Origin of the sequence: Enterococcus sp. AZ040, assembly GCF_050499185.1 — a bacterium.
Taxonomy (GTDB): domain Bacteria; phylum Bacillota; class Bacilli; order Lactobacillales; family Enterococcaceae; genus Enterococcus_D; species Enterococcus_D entomosocium.
In genome coordinates this window covers 61,189-82,691 of the sequence record NZ_JBMHEW010000001.1, presented here as the reverse complement: position 1 = coordinate 82,691, position 21,503 = coordinate 61,189, and the positions used below count along the sequence as shown (strand labels likewise).

Sequence of the window (21,503 nt, the reverse complement as noted above, 5' to 3'; positions counted from 1 at the left end):
AGAAGCAAATTGCTTGCATTTACTGATTTTTAATCACTTCCTCTCCGATTCTTAAACATAAGGCGCTTTCATCAGCGGAATATAGCTTTTTAGGGCTCTTCCCACCCGTAACGAGTTCCCTCAGAAAGCAAAGGATCACTCAATAAAATTCCCGGGAAATCCTCCTTTAAAACAAACATGCTTAATGACTGATACATGGAAAACGTGGTCTTCATCCCTAATCTTTCCAATTGATCTAACGTTTGTTGCATTAAGTCCGCCGCTTTTGGCTTATTTTGTTTTAATAGACATGTCCAGCCTTCAAAAAACGGCATAAAGATCGCTTGCTCAATGTGTTCTTTTTCATAAACATGATCTCGCCATAAATGAAAGGTCTTTTCCGCATAATCCACCTCATCAAAAACAGCAAAGACGGAAAACACCGTCTCAAACGTGTTGTATAGAATATCTTTGTTGCCGGGGATTTTTGCAAAGCGCTGACTCTTTTTGATGGCGATCGTCAAACAGCGCCAAAGCAAAGCTGGCTCCATCGAAACTGCTACGCGGGCAAATAGCCGCAGCTCATAAACACCCCATGTATCGGTATTCAGCAAGTAATGTTTCGCAGAGTCCAAACAATAATTGTGTTTCGGGTACGCCTCCTGGATGGGCACCCCTTTAAAAAGCTCCTCTTTCATCAAGTAGTCAAAACGGATCAGTTGTAAGAAGTGGTCCAGCTCCAAGGAGTAATGTCGTTGAAAGTAGGCGGTCAGCTTTTGATATTTCTTTTTTAGTTTAGGTACTTCATCAATAGATTCGATCCCCATCGAACGGACATAGTCGACCATTAGCTTTTGAGCCTCCGAATGATGCTCCCCCGTATGCAGCAGTTGAAATTCGGCAAAACTCACTTCTAGTTTATCTAGCAAACGATGAAATCGTTCGCAGGAAATCGTCGTTTTGCCATTTTCAAATTGCGATAACAAAGACATCGACAATTGTTCGTCCACTAATTCCTTCAATAGTAAGCCTTTGCTTTTGCGAAGCTCTTTCACTGTCGCACCATAATTGTTCATTTTTTCACCTTCTTTTTCAATATATTGAAATAAGCAGTTGCTTTTCCCGAAGAGCCTTTATAGTTGAATTATCTTATAGAAACGAGGGAAAAGCTATGGATACCCATGTAAAAAAGAAAATGCTTCACGTGAAACATTTACAAAAAAGTTTCAAAGACAAAACCGTTTTGAAAGAGGTCACTTTTGACGTCACTCCTGGCGAAGTATTTGTCTTACTAGGATCAAACGGCGCTGGAAAAACCACTTTAGTCAAAATTTTGTCCACTATCCTGCCTTTTGATCAAGGAACCGCGCTGATCGCCGGGATCGACTTGACTAAAGATCCAGCAGCGATTCGCGAAAAAATCAGTCTGACGGGGCAATTTTCCGCCGTCGATCAAGAACTAACCGGACGAGAAAACTTGCTGATGATTGCTGCCTTGCGCCATGTCAAAAACAAACAGTTGATCGTCCAACAGTTGTTAGAGCGTTTTGATTTGGTGGATGCCAGCAACAGACTCGTCAAAAATTATTCTGGTGGCATGCGACGGCGCTTAGACATCGCCATGAGTTTTATCGGCGAACCTGACCTGCTCTTTTTAGATGAACCGACGACCGGGTTAGACCCGCAAAACCGCTTAGCCACATGGCACATGATCAAAGAAATCGCCGCTCAAGGACGAACGATTTTCCTGACGACCCAATACCTAGAAGAAGCTGAATTTTTAGCAGACCAAGTCGCCATTTTGCATGAAGGGAAAATCATCTTGCAAGGAACACCAACAGAAGTCAAAGCACTGCACCCTTCGCAAACGATGGAAATCAGCGTATTGACAAAAGAACACTTGCAAACCGTGCGTCAGTATCTGTCTGATTTTCCGCTGCAAGTCAATGAGTCCAGTCTCTCTCTGGCATTTCCCGTCAGTCAAGACTTCCAGCATTCCTTCACGCTGTTGCAGGAACTCAATCAACTACCGATCACCATCACCAGTTTTAATCAAAAGAATGCTTCTTTAGAGGATATTTTTCTAACACTTGTCCAAGGAGGAAACCAATGAAAGCAATTATAGAAACCAACACCTTATTCAAGCGCAATCTCTTGCTATCGATTCGCAGTATGGAGACTCTGCTAAGTGGAATTTTGACCCCAGCGATTTTAATGATCCTCTTCGTCTATGTTTTTGGTGGAGCTATGAACGTCGGCGATACTTCTTATGTCGATTTTGTCGTTCCCGGTGTCCTCGTCCAATGTATCGCCCAAAGTGCTTCCTCCGTTGGGGTAACGGTGACGGAAGATTTGAAATCCGGCATGGTGGAACGGCTGATGACCTTGAATATTTCTAACTCAGCCTTTTTAAACGGCCATGTCTTCGCCGCGACCCTTCGGAGCTTGATCAGTACCTTGGTCGTATTGATCGTTGCCATGGTCATCGGTTTTCGCCCTCAAGCCACAGTTGCTGGCTGGGGGCTCGCCTTCCTATTGATCTTTTGCTTCACCTTCGCTTTTACTTGGGTCTCAGTTCTGGTTGGTCTCATCGCCAAAAGCCCCGAGACAGCTACCTTGTTTACTGTCTTGATCACCCTGTTGCCCTACTTAAGCTCTGGTTTCGTCCCTACGGAAACCATGCCGCGCCCGTTAGCCATTTTTGCTGAATACCAACCAATGTCGCCGATCATCCATTCTTTGCGAGGGCTTTTGTTAAACTTGAAAGATACCACCTTGATCAGTGCCTTTAGCTGGTGCGGCGGTATCGTAGTCGTGAGCTGGTTCTTGGCACGAATGCTTTATCAGAAACGGATACGCTAATGACGCCGGCTACCTTTTCTGACTCTCTTATAAAAAAAGCGGCAACGATCAAGCTTCTGCTTCGTCGTTGCCGCTTTTTTTTTAATCGAGGACTTCTCCGTTAGAAGCCGTCACTTTCTTATACCAGTCAAAGCTGGCTTTTTTGTACCGTTTTCCTGAACCATTGCCCCAATCATCTAGATCCACGTAAATGAACCCATACCGCTTGCTCATTTCTGATGAGGAGCAGCTAACAAGATCGATCGGTCCCCAAGGATAGTAGCCGATCAGTTCTACGCCATCATAGATTGCTTCTTTCATTTGTTCAATGTGCTGTTTCAGAAAATCAATGCGATACGTATCATCGATCGTTCCTTCTTCATTCAATGTCTCATAAAAACCCATACCATTTTCTGTGATCATGATCGGCAATTGGTACCGATCATAATACTCATTCAAAGCAATCCGTAACCCAATTGGATCAATCGCCCAGCCCCAGTCATTGGCTTCTAAATAAGGGTTAGGCGAAGCTGCGTCTTCTTTCCCGTAGTTTTCACTATGAATGATTCGCGTGTAGTAATAGGAGAAAGAAACAAAATCGACCGTATGCTTGAAGTCCGCTTCATCGTTTTCCCCAAATTGAATCTCGATGCCGTTTTCTTCAAAAAAGCGATAGGCATAATTTGGATAAGTTCCCCGCGCAAGTACATCTGAATAATAATATTCCATTTGATTATTTTTGAGAGCACTCAGAACATCCAACGGTTTACAAGTAGCTGGATAAACATTGCCATAATAAGACATCATACCAATTTGAAAAGAAGGATCAATTTCTTTCCCTACTTTGATCGCTCTCGCACATGCTACCAATTCATTGTGAACCCCTTGGTACTTAGCTTGCTTCAGATTGTCGACTCGGTCAGCGGGAATACCAAGGTGGTTAAATGATTCATGGGTAATCAAGTTCATTTGATTGACTAAGATCCAATATTTGACTTTTCCTTGGTATCGCTTGAATACGACTTGCGCAAAATGAACAAAGAAATCAATCAGTTTACGATTTGACCAGCCATCATAAGCCATCGCTAAATGGATCGGCATTTCATAATGAGACAAGGTGATCAAGGGTTCCATACCGTTTTCAAGGATACAATCGATCAATTCGTCATAAAAGCGCAACCCTTCTTCGTTGGGCGTTTGTTCGTCTCCCTTTGGAAAAATTCTCGCCCAGCTAATAGATGTTCGAAACGAATTCATGCCTGTTTCGGCTAAGAGTGCCAGATCCTCACGAAATGTATGGTAAAAATCGATCCCATCCCGTTTGGGGTAACGCCCTTCTTGATCATTTAAAGCAAATTCAACGTCTGCCGTCGTTATTTCTTTGTTGCTTTTCTTTTTTATATCGATATCATTACGAAAGCGATTGATGTCTGCCACGCTCCAGCCTTTTCCCCCTTCAAGATAGGCCCCTTCTAATTGATTTGCGGCAACTGCACCTCCCCAATAAAAATCGGCAGGAAATTGCTTCTTATTTTTCTTCATGTCATTGCTCCTCTTCTAAAAATTTGATTGCTCATCTCATAGACTTATGCTTCGGTTTGACCTTCTTCAAGCACTAATTTGCGCTCGTAGGCCTTGAAGAAAGGATAATAAATACCCAAATAAATCAAGAAATTCACCACAACTAAGACAGCACCGCGAATGCTGGCTGTTGCGATCACTGCTGAAAAAATACTCGGAACCGTCCACACAGCCGCTAATGGATACGCCATTCCGGGAACAAGATTGGACACAAACGCGAAATAGGTCACGAAAGTGGTCACGATTGGTGCCACGACAAAGGGAATCGCCAGTGCTGGATTTAAAACGATCGGCAACCCAAACAACAACGGCTCATTGATGTTGAAGACCCCAGGAATAAAGCTGAGACGACCAAGCTGTTTTAAAAATTTTGATTTGGAGAAACACATCATTGCGCAAAGTGCTAAGGTTCCTCCGCCACCACCGATCCATAAGAAAGTAAAGATAAACGGCTGTACCCCCAGATTAGGAATCGCTTGTCCGGCTTGTGCTGCTGCCATATTTGCTTCAGAATTGACTAGCCAGATCGGCAACATCACCGTCGCTAATATTTGCGGATGAATCCCGAATAGCCACATGATACAAGTCAATCCTACATAAACCAAGGGTGCTGCTAACGAGTTGGAAGAAACACTTAATAAGGGTGTGATCAAACTTGCAATCAGGGCATTGATGTCAAAGCCGATCAAGTGAACAATGATCCAAACGATCGTCATTGAAAAAAACACGGGAATAATCACTTCAAAACTGCTGCTGACATTCGTAGGTACTTGCTCTGGCAGTTTAAACCCGATATTGTATTTTTTACAAAGGCGCATGCACTCGACTGCTAATATAGCGGTCAAAATACTGGCGAACATGCCTTCTCCTCCAAGATATTGCGTAGAGATAAACGTTCCTTCATCTAAAGAAGTGAAGGTCAATGTAGTAAAAAAGGTAAAAATTGCAGAAACGCCCCCTGCCAAACTATCCAGTTGGTAGCTTTGCGCTAATCGTGCGCCGATGCCAAAAGCTGCATAGATCGAAAGCAGTCCCATACTCATATTGAAGGGAATGATCAGTTTTGCCACTAAGTCGGGATGATTGCCCATAAACGATACATAGGATTGAGGCCATGGAATGTACGGTATCAATAAAAAGATCGACCCGATCACTGTGATTGGAATCGTTGCGATCAATCCATCGCGAACAGCACTCAAGTGACGTTGATTAGAAAGTTTCATCATTGGCGGCATCACTTTGGTTTCAATAAATTGCATTAATTTATCCATCAGTAAATCCTCCTAAATTTTTTAAGATATATCTTAACTTGAATATAAGCGCTTTCTCATAAGGAAACAATAAAAGCTATTTTCCAAAAATGGAAAATAGCTTTTTACGTTTACTCTTTTCTCATATTCATAATCATAAAAATCATCCATAGATGAAGCACTTTTTGCGAGTAATAATTCGATGACATCAATGGAACGACCTCTTTAAACAAGACACGCTCTTCAAAGAGATTACTTTGAGCGGCTTGCTCGCTGAACGTCAATAAAACTTTCTGACAGGCCGTTTTTTCAAGCAAATAGGCCTTTTTATCGATCCAGCTGCCGGTTAGATTGATCACAAAACAAATATCTGTTTCCCGCAATACTTGATCAATCAGCTGATCTTCCGCATTACGGTTTACTTCAAAAACGATATAGCCCATTTGACTAAGCAGTTCCCGCAGGAGATTAACAACCGAAAAAGAATAGCTGTTACCCAAAATCGCCACTCGTTTTTTTCGTTTCATTTCTTCTGCGATCCGTGTGCATTGGTGTTGATCAAATTGGTCAAAAATCTGTTTTTGGACCATGTACTCTCGGGCTAAAAATTGGTCAACCATTTCAGATACTTTACTCTTTGTATCGAGATTCGCTAGCATCCCTTCAAACATCGTATTTGCTAAATGGTATTCTTGTTCAAAATAAATCGTGAGGTCATTACGCATTTCTTTAAAACTAGCATAACCAAGTTTCTTACAAAATTTAGTGATACTGGCAGGGGTCGTCTGTGCAGCATAGGCGATTTCTTCAATATAGATCGCAGGAAATTCATCGATTCGCTCAATTAAAAGTTTTGTTATCAAAAAATTCAAATCGTATTTTTTGCATTTAAATAGATGTTCATTTAAACGAATGTATACTTGACTTGTCGTTTTCATAGCGACCACCTCACTTGCTTATTTACGCTGCCGGTTTCTTCTATCTTAGCATAGGCATCCATTTCTTAGAACCTTTCACTTATTGTACTTTTTAATAGAAATCAAAAAAAGAGTCCGCCTACGCGCAACTCTTCGATTCAGGCCCCCAGTTATTTCATTAACTGCTTTAACTGTTCATAAAAATTTTCATGGGTGCCACATAACAAGACTGGAATCACTTGGTCATCGATCACATCATAAGCAATACGATAGGTTGTCCCTGCATACTTAAAACCCTTCGACCAGATTTCAGCTAAATCGCCTGTTTTTTGATCGCCGCTATACGGTTCGACAGCTATTTCATCATAAATGACATGAAGAAACTTTTGTTTCAGCGGTTTCTCCTTCAACTTTTTTAAATAATTCACTACTACTTGTCTAGATGGAATCCCCTCATAAGCCAATTTCAGTTGCCAACTCCTCTTTGGTCATTGCTTTCCCGTCGGTAGCAGTATCCTTTGCAATTGTCTTAAATGAAGAAATCAGCTTACTCTTACGCGCTTTAAACTCGGATAAAATATCTTCGTGTTCGTATCCCTCATTAATAATATCAGTCAAGATATCTTCACTGAAATCATCGAATGGTTTTACCGGTTCAATAAATTCATACAAGATTCCATTTTCTACTAGCTTTGCTTCTACTTCCACACCATTGGGAATACCAAAGTCTTTGGGCACCGTCAACATAATGGAATTCCCTTGTTTTCGTAATCATCGCTGCACTCCTCTCTCAGTTTTTGTAATTACTCTGTAAGAACATTATATTGTAATCGAATGTAATGACAAGTAATGCCGAAAGCTGAGTGTCAAATTGAGAAAATAAACCGCCTGCTACTTTGCCTTATTTATTACTATCGATGCAGCAGGTGATACGGCTCATTAAACCAAAGAGCCCAATCTCCTTTTCCAGCGAAATATTGGCAAAAATACAGTATACTGGAGTTGAATGAATAAAAAGGCAGGGATACCCATGGATCTTAAAAACCGTCTGATCGCATTCGCTCAGACCTTCAATGATGTTCAGATCGACCATCCATTTGCAAAGTTTCCCGAGTACCAAGTCTTGCGGCACCGTAAAAGCGGCAAATGGTTTGGCTTGCTGATGACTGTAGAAAAGCAGAAATTAGGCCTGGAAGGAACGGGAATGATCGAGATTTTAGATGTCAAAGCAGCGCCCGAAATGGTTTCGATCATCAATCAAAGTCACGGCTATTTACCCGCTTATCACATGAATAAAAACCATTGGCTCACCGCATTACTAGATGGCTCTGTATCAGAAAAACAACTCCAATCTTTGTTACGAGACAGCTATGAACATACCCGTTAAACCCAAATATCACAAAAAACCGATCAACGATGCGCCAGTATAGGAGCACCGTTGATCGGTTTTCTTTTATAACGGATCCTGCGTCATCCGTGAGTCTAACGAAACACTTAGGCCAACTCTTCTCCGTTTGTTGCAATAACTTGTTTGTACCAATCGAAGGATTTTTTCTTGGAACGATCCATCGTGCCGTTGCCTTCGTCATCAAAGTCAACATAGATAAAGCCATAGCGTTTGCTCATTTCGCCTGTTGAAGCACTGACAAGGTCGATACAGCCCCATGGCGTGTAGCCGATCAAGTCTACGCCATCAGCAATCGCTTCCCCCATTGCTTCAATGTGGCGGCGCAAGTAATCGATACGATAGTCATCTTCGATCTTACCTTCTTCGTTAAAGGTATCAATGGCTCCTAAGCCGTTTTCCACGATAAACAACGGTTTTTGATAACGATCATACAATTCATTCAACGCGATGCGCAGCCCTTCTGGGTCGATTTGCCAGCCCCATTCACTTGCTTCTAAGAATGGATTGCGGACGCCGCCTAACAAGTTTCCTTGCACTTCATCGGCTTCTTCTGTGGTGATATCCACGGCAGAAGACATGTAGTAGCTGAAGCCAACATAGTCAACAGTATGTTCAGCAATCAAGGCTAAGTCTTCTTCGGTAATCTCAAGATCCTCTTTATTGACGCCGTGTTCTTTGTACAAACGATCCGTAAAGGATGGGTATTTTCCACGTACCTGCACGTCGGCACAGTAGTAGTTGAAGGCTTGATTATGGATCATCGTCGCCACTTGGTTGACTGGGTTCGCATCAATGCTGTAAGTCGTTGCATAAATGATCATACAACCGATCTGTAACTCTGGGTTTAATTCATGGCCGATTTTGACTGCTTTACTGCTGGCAACAAATTGGTTGTGCCACGCTTGGATCACGTTTGTAAAGTCGCTGGCACCCGTGCTGTTGACCATTCCTTGACTCAATGCAGAGAAATGGAAAGCAGAGTTGATCTCATTGAAGGTCATCCAGTATTTGACTTTGCTGTGGAACCGTTCCAAGACGACTTTTGCAAAACGCTCATAGAAATCGATCAATGCTCGATTTTTCCAGCCACCGTATTCTTTGGCTAAATGCAAAGGCATTTCATAGTGGGAGATCGTAACCACTGGCTCGATCCCGTATTTCAAACATTCATCGATCAGCGCATCGTAAAATGCTAGCCCAGCTTCGTTTGGTGTCGTTTCATCGCCTTTTGGAAAGATACGTGTCCAAGCGATAGAAAAACGATAGCTCTTGAAGCCCATCTCTGCAAACAACGCAATGTCTTCTTTGAAACGGTCATAATGGTCGATCCCGCGATGATTTGGATAAGTGTATTTGTCCTCATCGATCGTCCAATCAAACGTATCACTACCTAAAATCGCTAAACGCTGTTTGCCGCCAGGCATTGCATCCGCCACTGACAATCCTTTGCCATCGCGATCGAACGCCCCTTCTAATTGATTCGCTGCGGTCGCGCCGCCCCATAAGAAATTTTCTGGAAATTTTGCCATTTGCTCGTTCTCCTTTTGTTTTCTTTTGATAAACCTACCTAGCTGGTTACTGAAAAATCTCCGATAAAAAACAAAAAACCTAAATAAGAGCCGCTGCTAAAACGAGAATAGCGCTTTCTTATTTAGGTCTTGCCTGATCGAGTCAGTAACAATCCACGTGGGTTTTCTTTCTTTAACTATAGCACTAACTCGTTGGCTTGTCATCATAAAATCGGTTTCTTTTAAACCGTTTCCCCCGTTGCATCGATACTTTCAGTTTGTGGGTGACCCTCCGCTTGCGCAGCTTCTGCTTCGGTTTTTAATTTTCCTTTATCTAAGACTTTAACAAAAGGAATGTACAGCAAGCAGCCTGCCAAAACGCAAACGACTTGTAGAACTGCGACCTGCCAGCCTCCAGCTAGAAACCCATTTAGAAAAATCGGTGTGCCAAAGGGAACTTGTACGCCACTAAGTCGTGGAACGATCCCACTCCAGATCGCTAGGTACGCCACAAGCACTTGAACCAATGGTGTTAATATGAACGGAATCGCCATGATTGGATTCAAAATCAGCGGTAAGCCAAAAATCACCGGCTCATTAATGGTGAACAATCCAGGAACGGCACTTAGGTTAGCGACTGTCCGTGATTGTTTTGATTTCGCCAACAGCAAAATAACGATAATCAATGACAATGTTCCCCCAGCCCCACCAATACCAGCAAACAAATCATAAAACGACTTGCTCAAAATATTTGGCAGCTCGGAACGAGCAACACCGCTAGCTAAAGCATCCATATTTTCTACATCCATTGGTAAGTACAAAGCGGTGACAAAGCTACCCACCACCAACGAACCATGGATACCGAAGAACCATAGCACCATTTGGATCAGTACAATAAATAGCAACGAACCGACACTAGAAGACAAGCTTTGCAGCGGCATTGCCAAGATTTGATAGATGAAATCTGAAAATGAGCCATAAGAAGTAAAACTGAATGCCCAGCTAATGACGATCGCGGTAAACCCAGAAATAATTGCTGGAATCAAACCGGCGAAGGTATCCGTCACAAATTGCGGCACGCCTGCTGGCATTTTGATGGCGATATTTTTTTCTAAAATAAAGCAGTACAAACGAGCAAAAACTAAGCCGCAGATCATAGCGGTAAACAAGCCTTGAGCGCCGAGTTTGCTCATGTCGAGGGTCGTTGTTTCCTCCAAGGTGACCATTGGCGTCATCATCAAAAAGGCAAACAACGAAACGATGCCGGCAGGGACTGCCGACTGCTTAAATTCTGTCGCTAAACGGTGACCGACAAGAAAGGAAGCGTACACTGAGATAACCCCAACGGTCATACTGTAACCGACGGAAAAATAACCGCCAATATTGATCGAGTTGATAAAATCTGTCCACCCTTGAATCGGCAAAACTGCTAACAACAAGGCGATCGAGCCAATAATGTTGATCGGCAGCGTCGCCATCAACCCGTTTGAAATTGCCTTTAAATACCGATTGTTGGAGATTTTATCTGCAAATACTAATACCTTATCCATATATTTATCCATTTTCTTTTCACTCCTTTATTTGGATGACGAACAATACATCTTCGTGACAATTGTGGGGATGGAAAACAGTGATACCATCAGTAACTGTCAGTTTTGGTTTCAAGAAACGATTGGTGTTCAAATCGATCAATGTGACGGTCGCTGTAGAAAGATCTCCTTGCAGGCGAACTGTTGTATTGCTTGGCAAGTAAAGCAAGGCATCCTTCCTTCCTGCGATAGCTGCCATACGAATCTGTTCATCTGCATCGATCAAGCGCTCTTGGCAAGGCACAAGCTCCTGAATATTTAATAATTCAAATAATTGCTTGATAAAGCCATAATCATCTGCCCCAGGAAAAGACAAAGCTTCTGGCCAAATCATCGGACGATCAAACGCTTCCCCGATTTCTTCCGCAAAGGTTGCCGTCGGGGTTTGCCAACTCCAGATGCCGTGGGCACCGTACGTGATCCCAGCCGAGCCGCCGGCTAACAATGATTGCCATGCTGCTTTGCGGACATCTTTTTGACCAAATCGACCGTATACGTGACGGGCATAGCCCATTTGTTCATAGCAAGGTTCTGAGTTGATGATCGGCAGTTGCGGTTCTCGTTGATAAAAACGCTCTGCCAAATAATAAGGCATATTCAAAAAGGCGCTGTTATGACCTGATTGGTATAAAAATAAGTCCAAATGTTCGACGATAGGTTCAGGGATTTCTTCAAAACGTCCCTTGATATGAATCGTTTTCAAGGTATTGGGCGAATGCTTTTCAAAGAAAACAAAGGCTTCTAGATACGTATCGATGGTTGGCTGTGTTGGGAAGTCCGTATCGCCACCAATAAAGTAGATCGGATGGAAGGCATCAAACGTCTTAATCACTTTTTGATAGTAGGCCTGGCGGCAATCCTCCGGCAACACGTTGCGTTCTTTGTCCAACTGGCTAGCCCAAGTGCCAGCGACATAGTTTGACCACAAGACAACCAATGCTAAATTAAAGCCTTTTTCATCGGCAATTTTACAAAGACGCTGAGCCCGTTCGAAATAGGCATCCTCCCAAACCGTAAAATCAAAGACACCCGCATCAAGGGGAAACGGCAAGCAGTCAAATTGACCACGGCTGCGATCCCATTGCGGTAACACATTGATTTGAAGGGTGTTGAATCCCTGCTCTTTGCGTTTGTCTAAGTAGGTGATCCAGTCATTTTCTTGAATACTAGTAAAAGCACTCCAGCAAGTATCGGCTAAATAAAAGAAATGCTGTCCGTCTCGCAATAAGGTGCGTTTGTTTTGGTTTACGGTGATTTTCACGGTGGAGCTCTCCTTTCATCGGCACAAGTTGTGCACTGGCGGTTATTAATCAATATAACTACTGAGCCAGCCTTCGCACAGCTCAAACCATTTGGCGACATGGGCATTGAGGTGACTTGACTTGCGTGCCGTTGTTCGATCCGCTAATGCCAGTCCGTGTTCGCCTTTTTCAAAAATATGCAGTTCGAATGGAATTTCTGCTTCTCTTAATTTGACCGCCAACTTCAACGAGTGCGCCACATCGACTAAGACGTCTTCCGTCGTATGCCAGAGAAACATCGGAGGTGTCCACTGATCGACATGATGCAAAATGTTCATGGATTGAATGGCTTCTTCCGTCGGTTGTTTACTCCCAAAAAAGCGCTCGTTGGCAGTTAAAGGTGTTTCGATTAGACGAGCGGCAAAGCCTAGCTCATCGATTGGGAAAGCATGCTCTTGATAAACCAATGGGTAGCCAGCGATCGCCAAATTCACTTTCAGTAAGTCACTGCTGACGCCCAACGCTTCTGCCAGCTCAGCATCGTGCCAGCGCGTCGCTAGCTGCAACGCTAGATGTCCGCCTGCTGAAAAACCGCAAACGATGATTTGCTCCTCATCCACCAACCATTCGTGAGCATGCTCATGAATGATTTTGACGGTTTGGGCGGCTTCCATCAAGGCATTGTGGGGAACGTTTTTCACCTGATCACCGGTGGTGTACCATAAAACAACGCTATTTAGCCCGATACTATTGAATTTCAAGGCAATGACTTCCGCCTCTCGATCACTGGTAAAGGCGTAGCCGCCGCCTGGACAGACGATCACTAGCGGTCGTTTCTTGCCGACATTGTACTCTTTGGATTGGTGCAATAAATAGGTATCCACGTAAGCCGTTTGATTCAGTTGAATTCGTTGAATCTCCATATAGTTCCTCCTTTATCCTTCACTAAAAGCAGCTGACTTCTCAATGAACCGTTTCCATTTTTCATATTTCAAACGGATCACGGCCTGTTCGGCTTGCGGAACGATCGTGGTTTGCTGAATAGCTGGTTCATTCATGGTTGGTTTGGCAACAAGCATTGTGCCGATGGCTGAAAATTCTTCGACTTCGCTGACGATGACGGGTTTATTGATCAAAGTCGCCAATAAGCTCATCAAGGCGCGGTTTTTCGAAACACCGCCATCGATCATTACCTGATTGATCAGTCGTTCAGCGACTTCTTCCATCACATCGATCACTGCTTTGATTTGAAAAATGATGCTTTCTAAAACGGCTTTCAACAGCTCATGAGTCGTCGTTGTGCGTTTCATGCCGACAAAGCTGGCAGTCATCGTATTATCCCAAAAAGGGGCACCCATTCCTTGCAATGCTGGGATAAAATAGATGTCTTCTTGACTGTCACTGGTCAGCACTTCTTGACAGATCTCAGCTACATCTGGCAGCGGAGCCACTTGCTCACTGAACCAGTTGATGGCGTCACCACAGGAACGGATGATGCCTTCTAGCGCAAACGCTGTTTCCTGGCTAGTTTGCCAGCCGACCGTCGTCAAAATGCGGCGATCCCGCAACGTCTGCTCCTGCTGCACTTGCATCATGATCGAACAACCGGTGCCCATCGTGATTTTTACATCCCCAAGGCTTTGACAACCTTCCCCAAATAATGCCGCTTGTGAATCGGCTAAGATCCCTTTGATAGGGATTCCGTGATAGCTACCGAAAACCGTATCAGCAGGTTTGATCGCTGGCAAGTCTGCTAAATGGATGCCAAAAAGTTTGACGAGTTCTGCATCCCAACGGCCCTCTTCAATATTGTAAAACAATGTTCGGCAAGCGTTGCTGGCTTCTGTCGCAAATACTGTCCCTTGCGTTAAATTCCACAACAGCCAGCTGTCCATCGTACCGATCGCCAATTCGCCAGTCCCCGACTTTTCTTTGATGGCTGATAATTCTTGGGCCAACCATTTCACTTTGGTGCCGGAAAAATACGGATCTAAACGCAAACCGGTCTTTTGATTGATCGTCTTTTCCCAGCCTTGTGCCGTCAATTCTTCACAAATCGTAGCGCTGCGGTTGCATTGCCACACGATCGCATTGTACAGGGGATTGCCGGTCAATCGATCCCAAGCAACGATCGTTTCTCGCTGATTGGTCAATGACAAGGAAACGATTTGATCTGCAGTGATCGCTTGTTCTTGCAACACTTGTGCCAGCAATTCTTGGACATTTTGCCAAATCTCAAGGGGATCATGTTCGACCCACCCGACTTTTGGATAAATTTGGCGATGTTTTTTATCGTAACGCTGCAGGATTTTCCCTTCTTGAAACAGTAAGAGCTTGGTACCGGATGTACTCTGATCTAAAACAAGCTGATAGGTCTTGTCCATCTTAAGCTCCTAGAAACGCAACCGCTGTTTTCGCTATGGAGCCACCGTCTAAGCCATAATGGGCAAACAGTTCTGACGAAGAACCAGTAATCAAGGCTTCATCCGGAAAAGCAATGATTTTTTGTCGAATGCCCGTTTCTTCTGCCAGCGTTTCCGCCACGGCAGCTCCTAAGCCGTTGTATCGGCTGTGTTCTTCCACAGTGATCACGGTGCCTGTTTCTTTCGCCACTCGTTTGACCGTTTCTGAATCAAAGGGCTTCAAGGAATGAACATTTAAAACGGTAGCAGTGATACCTTGTCTTTCCAATAGCTCAGCAGCATCCAACGCTTGGCGCACGGTTTCGCCAGTGGCGAGCAATGCGACATCTTGACCGCTTCTCAGCTCAATGGCTTTGCCGATCTCAAAAGGATAATCTGCAGAATCATAACAATCTTCAACAGGATTGCGACCGAGACGGATATAGGCTGGTTCATTTGATGCCGCTAAGGCTTTAAACATTTGGATCGTTTCAAAGCGATCTGCTGGCAACAGCACTTGCAAATTAGGGATCGCTCGTGCCACTGCGATGTCTTGCAAGGAATGATGACTCATGCCTAATGCCCCATAGCTGACACCGCCGCTGATGCCTACGAGTTTGACATTTTTATTCGAATACGCGACATCGACTTTGATCTGCTCGATACTGCGCATGCTGAGAAAACAAGCAGGGGATGCAACGAAAGGGCGTTTGCCCATATGGGCTAAGCCGGCCGCAATACTGACGATGTTTTGCTCTGCGATCCCTACTTCCACCAATTGTGTCGGTAATTCCTTGGCAAAAGGTGCTAACGAAGCGGAACCACGAGAATCACTGGTCAACACCGTGATCGCAGGATTCTTTTTTCCTTCTTCAATCAATACGTCGCACATCGCTTGGCGATTGGCAATATTATTTTTTCCCATGAGTCAAAACCTCCATTTGCTGATCAAGTTCGGCAATAGCTTGTGCAAGCTCTTCTGCCGTTGGCACTTTATGATGCCATTGCGCTTGATTTTCGGCTGCAGAATAGCCTTTGCCTTTGATGGTTTTAGCAATGACCAGCTTCGGTTGATTGGGCTGATGCGGTTTTTCTAATGCAGCCACCAAGGCAGCCATATCATTGCCATCAACGATATGCACATCCCAACCAAAGGCACGCCATTTTTCATCTAACGGCTCCACTGCCATCACATCTTCCGAGGCTCCAGTGATCTGCAAGCCGTTGCGATCAATGATGGCGGTCAAATTGTCCAGCTGGTAGTTGGCAGCCGCCATGGCTCCTTCCCATACCGAGCCTTCTGCTAATTCGCCATCTCCCAACAACGTATAGGTTTGATACGTGCGGTGATCCAGTTTGCCTGCCAAGGCGATCCCTACTGCGACGGGTAAGCCGTGACCTAGCGAACCAGTATTCATCTCAACCCCAGCTACTTTATTGTTTGGATGACCGATCAGTCGTGAACCAAATTGCGAAAAGGTGGCTAATTCTTCTTTCGGCAAAAAACCTTTGTCCGCTAAAACGGCCCATAGTACTTCTGCAGCATGTCCTTTACTTTGGATATACTGGTCACGATCTTGCTTTTGGGGATCTTTCGCATCCACATTCATTATCTGATAATACAGGGCCACTAAAATATCGGTACAAGAAAGATCCGAACCAGTATGACCCGTTTTTGCTTGATAGATCAGCTCTAACACGGATTTTCGAATCGTTAAAGCCTTCATTTCCAGCTCGTTTATTTCCATGATTGATCCCCTCTCAAGTATGCTTTAACGTCTTCTTCGATCGGATCATAAAAATCTGGCTGCACGCCGATGTATTTGCACGCTTCGTACAAGATCGGCACCACATTTTTTCTGACCGCCGCAACATGATGAATATAAGGGCCTTCAACGAGTTTGAATTCCAAGCGATTCAAATTCGCAAATTCTAGATAGAGATAGGTCCCTTGATTGTATGGTCCATCGATCCCTTTGCCGGTGCCCATCAGCAACGAATACTCGCCGTTGTCTCCATCAAAGCGACACAACGTATACTCGTCTTTGATTGCCCGAAAAGCGACTGATCCCGGATAGTTAAAAACAAAATGTCGTTGCGGCAAGATCGGTTTGGTCTCCGCGGTGGAATAAGCAAAAACCCCTAAGTGCTGTAGCAATTCGCCATTCTCGTTTTCTGGATGGCGGCAGTTGACATCCGCAAAGATCGCACGGTGTTCCCCCAACGAAGCGGCTTCGACCAACAGTTCCGAGATCGCCCCATGAACATCCGTCTCACAGACAAAAGGCAGACCTTCTTCTTGTAAAAGCGACAGGGAGGCATACGGTAAAATACCGATTTCGTCTTGTAAAGCCGTCCAACACTGGATGACCCCTGCATTGCAGCCATAGCTTTCACATAAGTTTTGCAAGGCCACTTTAAGGGCTGCCACCATCTCCAAATCTTTCGCCGAAATTTGGACTTCCGTATTGGTTTCGAAATAATCAATGACTGCTTGCAATTTATCTGGCTGCTGTTCTTTGACTTTCTTGATTTCTTGCACCACTTCTTGGATCGGTACTGGTGATAGCGAGATATTGAAACGCTCCAATAGTTCGCCTTCGTTGCAGATCACGGTCCAAAAATCAAAGGGGCGTGGGCCAACTTGCAAGATTCGTGTTTGTTTGAAGGTCTTGACGACATTGCAGGCTTTGATAAAGTCTTGCAAGCCGCGGGCAAATTCCGGTGAATCAATATCAGAATTTTTGACATAGGTGAAAGGTACCTTGAAACGGCGCAAGACTTTCCCGATAGCGAAAAGACCGCATTGCGTATCCCGCAAACGTGAACCATCGGCGGCTGGTGTCTCGTCTTTGGGTCCCCATAGTAAGACGGGGACATTTAGTTTTTTGGCTAGACGAGCACAGGCATATTCCGTACCAAAGTTTTCATTGGCTAGAAAAAGACCGTCGATTTTTGCTGCTTTGAATTTTTCGGCGATTTTTTCAACCCCTTCATCATCGTATAGCAAGCCATCTTCGTTGATATCTAAAATATCTACATAATCAATGGCCAGTTCGTCCATTTTTTGTCGTGTCAGATTGGCGTACTCAATGGCTGCTTCTGCACTAAATAAATTTCTTCTAGTCGGGGCGAACCCGATTGTCACTTTATCCATAAAACCACCCTTTGCGTTTTAGTATATTTAGCTAAATTTTTATTTCTTCGACGATTCGTGCTACATTTCTGCTCAGAAATTCCTTATCCGTCAGTAAAACGATTTTTTTATTAGGAAAGGCTGTTGCGACTTTCGCTTGATTGAAGCGGGTTTGAGGAGCTAAAATCAAAAAATCATAGTCATTTCCCACCATAAATATTTCTGAAAAAGGCGCGGAATTCACTTGGTAATGCTGATCATCCGCTAGTTGTTCTTTGAGCGCTTTGACGAGCAGTGCGCTGGAGAGCCCAGTTGCACAAAAGAGACCGATCTGTGTCATCTATTCACTTCCTCAAAATGTAATCCCTTACTTTTTACACCTTAAATATAGCATAAGCTAAATATTTTGCAATAGTTTTAGATAAATATTTTTGTTTAATAACTAAAAAAAGACAAAACGCTTGCTAAACGTTTTGTCTTCTTCTTATTTTTTTCTTATTTGATGCTTTCGCGTTCGACGATCGTCGTGGCGACCAGCATTTTCAGATGGTTTTCATCTTCACTGGTGATTTTCTCGATCAAGCGTCGCACGGCTTGGCGACCAAGGTACACTTTATCTACTTTGACGGTGGTCAGCGGTGGGTTGCAAAATTCCGCCAAAGGAATATCATCGAACCCAACGATGGCCAACGGATGATCGGGGAACACTTCGCGAATGGCTTTCATTGCACCGATGGCGATATTGTCATTGACCGCAAAAAAGGCGCTTGGTAACGGCCGCTGATCGGCACGCAAGGATTCCAAATAGACCTTCATGTCTTGATATGAGCCCTCCAAGGTGGGTTCTACTAAGGCTTCCGTCTCTTCATAATGGATCAGATCATGCTCTTGGATCGCTTGAATAAACCCTTGCTTGCGTTCACGGAAATTGTTGATTTGAAAGGTTGAGTTGATGATGCCAATGTCTCGGTGGCCTTTTTCGATCATCTTTTCAACGATCTCATAGGCGCTGTCACGATTATTGATGGCGACAAAATCAAAGTCCTGCGAATTAAAAATCGTATCTAAAATCACTAAGGGTACTTCCAAATGACGGAAGACTGCTAAATCTTGTTTTTCCAATTCCGTTCCTAACAATAGCAAACCATCTACTAATTCTGGGCGGATCTTTTCGATCGGGTCTTCCTCTGGCGCCAATGTGATATGGGAAATGACCAATTCATAGCCTAACGCGCTGCATTCCATTTCGATCCCCCGGATCAATTCAGAAAAGAAAGGCGTATCCCCTACGACATTTCCTTGTTTGTTCATTACAACAAATTTGATCTTTTGGCTTTCCGTTTTTTTAATTTCTCGCTGATCAAAATACCCCATCTCACGAGCGATCTTCAAGATCGCTTGCCGTTTTTGTTCACTGATCCCCTTACGATTGTTGATTGCATTAGAGACAGTTCCGCTGGAAACGCCAGCTTTTCGGGCAATATCAGAGATCACAACTTTCATTTGCTCACCGCTTTCTGCTTCTCATTCTGTTAAAAGTATAGCAAAAGAATTGTTTTTTTACTACCAAAAAAGCTAAAACAAACTAAAATTTTTAGTTTGTTTTAGCTTCTACTTTGATTAGTTACTTTGTTCCGCCAAAATGCAGAAGGATAAGGGGTCGATGGTTATTCTTGGCGCTGCTACGCCGCGAGAAGTGATCCCAGCTCCTTTGGGGTCAGCAATGATGTGCCAAGAAGCATTTTCTGTTGCCGTCGGTAAGCCAAAGGACCAGCTTTCTTCCGTGCTGTTGAGTAAAACGAACAAGGAACGCCATGGATGCTGTTTGTCACGATTGGGTACTTGATACGCCAAGCGATTTTCATTCTTTGTCTCATAAAAGACCATGCTTTCAGCCGTTTGGGTCGTGGCATCTCTCAATGGTGCATAGGACTGCCGCAATGCCCACAAGCCCCGATACAGCTCGCGCAACTCTTTGAAGGTTTTGGCACGTGACCAATCCAGCTGATTGACTGCCAGTGGCGAACGGAAGGAATTTTCATCGCCTTCTTTGGTACGGCCAAATTCTTCCCCAGCTTGAGTCAGCACTGCTCCTTGGCTAGTAAACAAAATGGCTGCTGCTAGTTTATTGCGGGCTAAAAGCTCAGGATCAAACTCATAATTTCTTTCCTTCACTGAAGCCTGCATGGTTGCCACCAGCTTGTCCCATAAGGTCAAATTATCATGGACTGAAGCATAGGCGATCACTTGGCGGGGCGATTTTGCCCAGCGCTCGGCGCCTTCTTGTGCGGCAACTTTCGTATTTCCTTGAATCGCCGTTGCCAAATTTGCTGCATAAAAGGTTTGCTTGACTTGCGGTTGACCATTCATTCCTTGAATAAACGCGCCGTCTGTTTCTTCAAAGACATCGCCTTTGATACTGTCTCTTAAATCATTGCTAAAAACAGCAACGCCTTCTGACAGTGCCCAAACATTACTTTTATTTGCTGGGATATTCGGCTGAATAATTTGATTGCTGCCGGCATCCCATGGCTCGCCGTATAAAATCACATGGCTGAAGCCGGCATCATCTAGGCGTTGCCGCAACTGGTTCATGGTTTCCACATCGATCAGGCCCATCAAATCAAAACGAAAGCCGTCGATTTTGTATTCTTGCGCCCAATATAAAACTGAATCAATGATAAATTTACGCATCATTTTCCGTTCAGAAGCCACTTCATTGCCGCAAGCAGAACCGTCCGCAAAATTCCCTGCATCATCTTGACGGTAGTAATAATCAGGCACCGTCAAATTAAACCATGATTCTTCCGTGATCGCAGTGTGATTAAAGACCACATCCATCACAACGCCGATGGCTTCTTCGTGCAGCGATTGGATCATTTGCTTGCATTCACGAATCCGCGCCTTGGGATCACTAGGATCAGAAGCGTATCGTCCTTCAGGTACATTGTAATTTTTCGGATCATAGCCCCAATTGTAGGCAGACGAAGTTTCATCATTGTCAAAATCGAAGATCGGCAGCAGATGAACATAATTGATCCCCAGCTCTTTTAAATAGGCCATGCCAGTTGGTTGACTTTCATCTCCCACCAGATGGGTCTTTTTTTCAGTGAAGGCTAAATATTTTCCGCGATTTTCTGGTGAAATACCGCTGTTTTCGGCACCACTGAAATCTTCGACATGTAATTCCCAAATATAGGCATCTGTGATCGACTGCTGACCGACGCCGTGACTTTCCTGCCAACCTTCAGGATCTGTTTCCTTTAAATCAATGATCGCACCGCGGTTTCCGTTGATCCCTACTGCCTTGGCATAAAGATCCATCGCTTCGATTTTCTGCCCATCTCGTTGAAACTCAAAGGTATAAAACAGCTCCTTGACGTTTTCTTCCGTCGTGACTTGCCAACAGTTGTCTTCTTGAACCATTGGCAGCGTCAGCAGACGATCGTCAGTCCCAGCAACACCGCTTTGATAAAGCAATACTGAAACGGCCTCTGCCTCTGGTGACCAGCATTTGAACGTGGTTTGCTGTCCTTGAAAAGTCACACCAAGATCATTCCCGTGATACGTATGTTCTTCTAAAAAACCGATCCTGCGATCGATCGCAATCTTTTTTTCTCCATACTGCGTGTTTTGTCCCATCAAAATTCC

At 44.1% G+C, this 21,503-nt stretch carries 20 protein-coding genes; 3 read left to right on the top strand and 17 right to left on the bottom strand.

Going from position 1 to position 21,503, the window contains the following annotated elements; genetic code table 11:
• Positions 1-89: 89 nt before the first annotated feature.
• Complete coding sequence (locus IGK63_RS00380) at positions 90-1,055, bottom strand: Rgg/GadR/MutR family transcriptional regulator (protein WP_016611633.1); 966 nt, start codon at positions 1,053-1,055, stop codon at positions 90-92.
• A gap of 95 nt (positions 1,056-1,150) precedes the next feature.
• Here IGK63_RS00380 and IGK63_RS00375 point away from each other — a divergent pair, with 95 nt between their 5' ends.
• Together IGK63_RS00375 and IGK63_RS00370 are read left to right on the top strand one after the other, a co-directional pair.
• Entirely contained in the window at positions 1,151-2,092 is a 942-nt protein-coding gene (locus IGK63_RS00375) for an ABC transporter ATP-binding protein (protein ID WP_016611634.1), read from the top strand.
• Entirely contained in the window at positions 2,089-2,841 is a 753-nt protein-coding gene (locus IGK63_RS00370) for an ABC transporter permease (protein ID WP_016611635.1), read from the top strand. Before IGK63_RS00375 ends, IGK63_RS00370 begins: the two co-directional genes overlap by 4 nt.
• A gap of 81 nt (positions 2,842-2,922) precedes the next feature.
• Here IGK63_RS00370 and IGK63_RS00365 read toward each other — a convergent pair whose 3' ends face one another.
• From IGK63_RS00365 to IGK63_RS00345, 5 genes are all read right to left on the bottom strand, one after another.
• On the bottom strand, positions 2,923-4,362 hold the full coding sequence (locus tag IGK63_RS00365) for a glycoside hydrolase family 1 protein (protein ID WP_016611636.1): 1,440 nt from the start codon (positions 4,360-4,362) through the stop codon (positions 2,923-2,925).
• 44 nt (positions 4,363-4,406) lie between these two features.
• Positions 4,407-5,672: a PTS sugar transporter subunit IIC gene (locus IGK63_RS00360; RefSeq protein WP_008376678.1), complete on the bottom strand. Its 1,266-nt coding sequence runs from the start codon at positions 5,670-5,672 to the stop codon at positions 4,407-4,409.
• Between the two features lie 110 nt (positions 5,673-5,782).
• Positions 5,783-6,589, bottom strand: coding sequence for a MurR/RpiR family transcriptional regulator (locus IGK63_RS00355; RefSeq protein ID WP_008376679.1), 807 nt, complete (start codon positions 6,587-6,589; stop codon positions 5,783-5,785).
• Positions 6,590-6,738: 149 nt separating this feature from the next.
• Complete coding sequence (locus IGK63_RS00350; protein ID WP_275626452.1) at positions 6,739-7,032, bottom strand: type II toxin-antitoxin system RelE/ParE family toxin; 294 nt, start codon at positions 7,030-7,032, stop codon at positions 6,739-6,741.
• Positions 7,022-7,315, bottom strand: a complete 294-nt coding sequence (locus tag IGK63_RS00345) for a toxin-antitoxin system, antitoxin component, AbrB family (RefSeq protein ID WP_016611639.1) — start codon at positions 7,313-7,315, stop codon at positions 7,022-7,024. The genes IGK63_RS00350 and IGK63_RS00345 overlap by 11 nt, the downstream gene beginning before the upstream one ends.
• A 283-nt stretch (positions 7,316-7,598) precedes the next feature.
• Here IGK63_RS00345 and IGK63_RS00340 point away from each other — a divergent pair, with 283 nt between their 5' ends.
• Positions 7,599-7,955 (top strand): MmcQ/YjbR family DNA-binding protein, encoded by a 357-nt coding sequence (locus IGK63_RS00340; protein WP_005232842.1) that lies wholly within the window; start codon positions 7,599-7,601, stop codon positions 7,953-7,955.
• 107 nt (positions 7,956-8,062) lie between these two features.
• Here IGK63_RS00340 and IGK63_RS00335 read toward each other — a convergent pair whose 3' ends face one another.
• From IGK63_RS00335 to pulA, 11 genes are all read right to left on the bottom strand, one after another.
• Positions 8,063-9,505, bottom strand: coding sequence for a glycoside hydrolase family 1 protein (locus tag IGK63_RS00335; protein WP_005226517.1), 1,443 nt, complete (start codon positions 9,503-9,505; stop codon positions 8,063-8,065).
• 221 nt (positions 9,506-9,726) lie between these two features.
• The gene (locus IGK63_RS00330; RefSeq protein WP_016611642.1) at positions 9,727-11,046 is read right to left on the bottom strand and encodes a PTS sugar transporter subunit IIC; all 1,320 of its coding nucleotides are present in this window, start codon (positions 11,044-11,046) and stop codon (positions 9,727-9,729) included.
• Between the two features lie 7 nt (positions 11,047-11,053).
• On the bottom strand, positions 11,054-12,334 hold the full coding sequence (locus IGK63_RS00325) for a DUF4038 domain-containing protein (RefSeq protein ID WP_005232856.1): 1,281 nt from the start codon (positions 12,332-12,334) through the stop codon (positions 11,054-11,056).
• A gap of 45 nt (positions 12,335-12,379) precedes the next feature.
• Positions 12,380-13,237, bottom strand: coding sequence for an alpha/beta hydrolase (locus tag IGK63_RS00320; RefSeq protein ID WP_008376693.1), 858 nt, complete (start codon positions 13,235-13,237; stop codon positions 12,380-12,382).
• A 12-nt stretch (positions 13,238-13,249) separates the two neighbouring features.
• Positions 13,250-14,698, bottom strand: a complete 1,449-nt coding sequence (locus tag IGK63_RS00315) for an FGGY-family carbohydrate kinase (RefSeq protein ID WP_008376697.1) — start codon at positions 14,696-14,698, stop codon at positions 13,250-13,252.
• Position 14,699: 1 nt separating this feature from the next.
• Positions 14,700-15,641, bottom strand: a complete 942-nt coding sequence (locus tag IGK63_RS00310; RefSeq protein ID WP_008376699.1) for a transketolase family protein — start codon at positions 15,639-15,641, stop codon at positions 14,700-14,702.
• Positions 15,628-16,464: a transketolase gene (locus IGK63_RS00305; RefSeq protein WP_005232864.1), complete on the bottom strand. Its 837-nt coding sequence runs from the start codon at positions 16,462-16,464 to the stop codon at positions 15,628-15,630. Before IGK63_RS00305 ends, IGK63_RS00310 begins: the two co-directional genes overlap by 14 nt.
• Entirely contained in the window at positions 16,455-17,873 is a 1,419-nt protein-coding gene (locus IGK63_RS00300; protein ID WP_016611645.1) for an L-fucose/L-arabinose isomerase family protein, read from the bottom strand. The genes IGK63_RS00305 and IGK63_RS00300 overlap by 10 nt, the downstream gene beginning before the upstream one ends.
• A 31-nt stretch (positions 17,874-17,904) precedes the next feature.
• Complete coding sequence (locus tag IGK63_RS00295; protein ID WP_016611646.1) at positions 17,905-18,192, bottom strand: PTS Lactose/Cellobiose specific IIB subunit; 288 nt, start codon at positions 18,190-18,192, stop codon at positions 17,905-17,907.
• 155 nt (positions 18,193-18,347) lie between these two features.
• Complete coding sequence (locus tag IGK63_RS00290) at positions 18,348-19,355, bottom strand: LacI family DNA-binding transcriptional regulator (RefSeq protein WP_016611647.1); 1,008 nt, start codon at positions 19,353-19,355, stop codon at positions 18,348-18,350.
• Positions 19,356-19,472: 117 nt separating this feature from the next.
• On the bottom strand, positions 19,473-21,494 hold the full coding sequence (gene pulA / locus IGK63_RS00285; protein WP_016611648.1) for a type I pullulanase: 2,022 nt from the start codon (positions 21,492-21,494) through the stop codon (positions 19,473-19,475).
• Between the last annotated feature and the right edge of the window lie 9 nt (positions 21,495-21,503).

Bases quoted from the DNA above. Each gene is read 5' to 3' on its own strand.
- IGK63_RS00380 (WP_016611633.1), bottom strand. From the start codon at position 1,055: ATGAACAATTATGGTGCGACAGTGAAAGAGCTTCGCAAAAGCAAAGGC.
- IGK63_RS00375 (WP_016611634.1), top strand. From the start codon at position 1,151: ATGGATACCCATGTAAAAAAGAAAATGCTTCACGTGAAACATTTACAA.
- IGK63_RS00370 (WP_016611635.1), top strand. From the start codon at position 2,089: ATGAAAGCAATTATAGAAACCAACACCTTATTCAAGCGCAATCTCTTG.
- IGK63_RS00365 (WP_016611636.1), bottom strand. From the start codon at position 4,362: ATGAAGAAAAATAAGAAGCAATTTCCTGCCGATTTTTATTGGGGAGGT.
- IGK63_RS00360 (WP_008376678.1), bottom strand. From the start codon at position 5,672: ATGGATAAATTAATGCAATTTATTGAAACCAAAGTGATGCCGCCAATG.
- IGK63_RS00355 (WP_008376679.1), bottom strand. From the start codon at position 6,589: ATGAAAACGACAAGTCAAGTATACATTCGTTTAAATGAACATCTATTT.
- IGK63_RS00345 (WP_016611639.1), bottom strand. From the start codon at position 7,315: ATGTTGACGGTGCCCAAAGACTTTGGTATTCCCAATGGTGTGGAAGTA.
- IGK63_RS00340 (WP_005232842.1), top strand. From the start codon at position 7,599: ATGGATCTTAAAAACCGTCTGATCGCATTCGCTCAGACCTTCAATGAT.
- IGK63_RS00335 (WP_005226517.1), bottom strand. From the start codon at position 9,505: ATGGCAAAATTTCCAGAAAATTTCTTATGGGGCGGCGCGACCGCAGCG.
- IGK63_RS00330 (WP_016611642.1), bottom strand. From the start codon at position 11,046: ATGGATAAATATATGGATAAGGTATTAGTATTTGCAGATAAAATCTCC.
- IGK63_RS00320 (WP_008376693.1), bottom strand. From the start codon at position 13,237: ATGGAGATTCAACGAATTCAACTGAATCAAACGGCTTACGTGGATACC.
- IGK63_RS00315 (WP_008376697.1), bottom strand. From the start codon at position 14,698: ATGGACAAGACCTATCAGCTTGTTTTAGATCAGAGTACATCCGGTACC.
- IGK63_RS00310 (WP_008376699.1), bottom strand. From the start codon at position 15,641: ATGGGAAAAAATAATATTGCCAATCGCCAAGCGATGTGCGACGTATTG.
- IGK63_RS00305 (WP_005232864.1), bottom strand. From the start codon at position 16,464: ATGGAAATAAACGAGCTGGAAATGAAGGCTTTAACGATTCGAAAATCC.
- IGK63_RS00300 (WP_016611645.1), bottom strand. From the start codon at position 17,873: ATGGATAAAGTGACAATCGGGTTCGCCCCGACTAGAAGAAATTTATTT.
- IGK63_RS00295 (WP_016611646.1), bottom strand. From the start codon at position 18,192: ATGACACAGATCGGTCTCTTTTGTGCAACTGGGCTCTCCAGCGCACTG.
- IGK63_RS00290 (WP_016611647.1), bottom strand. From the start codon at position 19,355: ATGAAAGTTGTGATCTCTGATATTGCCCGAAAAGCTGGCGTTTCCAGC.
- pulA (WP_016611648.1), bottom strand. From the start codon at position 21,494: ATGGGACAAAACACGCAGTATGGAGAAAAAAAGATTGCGATCGATCGC.